General features: G+C 40.7%; 2 protein-coding genes. Both read left to right on the forward strand.

Annotated elements, in window-relative coordinates:
• The first annotated feature begins 365 nt into the window (after positions 1 to 365).
• Positions 366 to 881, forward strand: coding sequence for a hypothetical protein (locus ACO4PX_RS09180; RefSeq protein WP_485572355.1), 516 nt, complete (start codon positions 366 to 368; stop codon positions 879 to 881).
• Positions 882 to 911: 30 nt separating this feature from the next.
• On the forward strand, positions 912 to 1861 hold a 950-nt coding region (locus ACO4PX_RS09185; RefSeq protein WP_485572356.1), incomplete at its 3' end, for a permease.

The following is a 1861-nucleotide window of genomic DNA, read 5'->3' on the forward strand; positions in this document are numbered from 1 at the left end:
CAAAACAAGACTTTATACGGCGACTAATCTAAAATGAGACTTTAGATTAGTCGCTATTTAGTATAGTATTGAGAATAGAAGGACGCAGATCAAATAATTGCATGACTGCACACTATAGAATAGACAGAAATGGCTTTAGTGAATAGATTGGAAAAGATATGAAAAAAATCAGTAAAAGCATGAAAATCAGTATCATTTTGGGCGTCTTTTTTGGCCTTTTTCTACTCTTTGTTAAACTATGGTTTCAGCTTAGTGTAGAAGAAATGATTCGACTTGATGTTTTTTCTTCAATAGCATTCGTGTTAATCAGTGTTATCATAAATATCTCCTATAATTTATTTTATGGAAGGAAAATTAACGCCCTAATGCCCTTACTCGGCGAAGCAAAGTATGAGGAATATTTGGAAAAAATAACAGCCATTCGAGACAAGGTGAAATCCAAGCATCTTAGGGCTATTGCGGAGCTGAATCGTACTGCGGCATTAACAGGGAAAAAAGAATATGGTACAGCAGTGGAAATTCTAAGGGAATTGGAGCCCAGGGTAAAGAAAATGCCTTCTGTAGAGATGGTGAGAAGGTTGAATCTATGCCTGAACTATTTTTATTTAAAGGACTACGAGGAAGCGGAGACTCTTTATAAAGATAGTGAAGCTCTTTTTGGAAAATATAAAGAAAATGCATTCTATAAAAAGAACTTTACCCTTCTGGATTTGTTTATGGATCTATGCTGCTTTGGAAAAAAGGAGGGAGTGGCAGAACGGATTCAGGAAGCGAGAAAACTATGTCCGGAAAAGCAATTTCAAGAAGATTTTGCTTATCTGGAGGAGTTTTTGGAAGAAGGAAAGAGAAATCTGCAGGAAGACACCAAAAGTGATGTATAGGGTAGAGGAAAAGGAGGTGCAAAAAGCAGCATGATACAGTTTATACAAGAGGAAATTTTGAGAATGGACTGGCTAAGCCGACTGTTTCGAGATGCTTTGGAACGCATGGGGATTGCTACGTATAGTCGCATCGGAGGAAGTCTCCATTTCTTTCTCTATGATTGTGTGAAAATCACGGTTTACCTTTGCGTTTTGATATTTGCCATTTCCTATGTGCAGAGCTTTTTTCCGCCGGAAAGGACAAAGCGGATTATGGGGCGTTTTCACGGTATCTATGCCAATATTATAGCGGCTCTTTTGGGAACGATTACTCCTTTTTGTTCTTGTTCCTCCATTCCAATTTTTATGGGATTTACAGCAGCCGGGATTCCTCTTGGAGTATCCTTTTCCTTTTTGATTTCCTCTCCCATGGTAGATTTGGGAAGTCTTGTACTACTCACCGGTATTTTCGGTCTAAGGATTGCCTCTGTCTATGTGATATTGGGACTCTTGCTGGCGGTTCTAGGTGGCTTAGTGATAGAGCATTTGTCCTTGGAAAATGAGATAGAACCCATTCTTTTGCAGCTGAAACCCGTGGAACAGGCGCTCCCTACCTTGTCCCGGAAAGAGCGTCTTTCTTATGCTGCCGAGCAGGTGAAAACGACCGTTCGAAAGGTTTTCCCCTATATACTTTTAGGGGTAGGTATCGGTTCTTTGATTCACAACTGGATTCCGGAGAACTGGATTATTTCTTTACTTGGAAAAGGAAATCCTGCCGGCGTGATTCTTGCGACTCTGGTGGGGATTCCCATGTATGCGGATATTTTTGGAACGATACCGATTGCGGAATCCCTTCTTTTAAAGGGAGCAGAGCTGGGAACGGTGCTGGCCTTTATGATGGGGGTCACCACTCTTTCTCTTCCCTCTATGATTATGCTTAGGAAGGTCATTAAGCCGAAGCTCTTGGGGACTTTTATAGGAATATGCATCCTCGGCATTAT

Source organism: Oribacterium sp. (assembly GCF_057249185.1).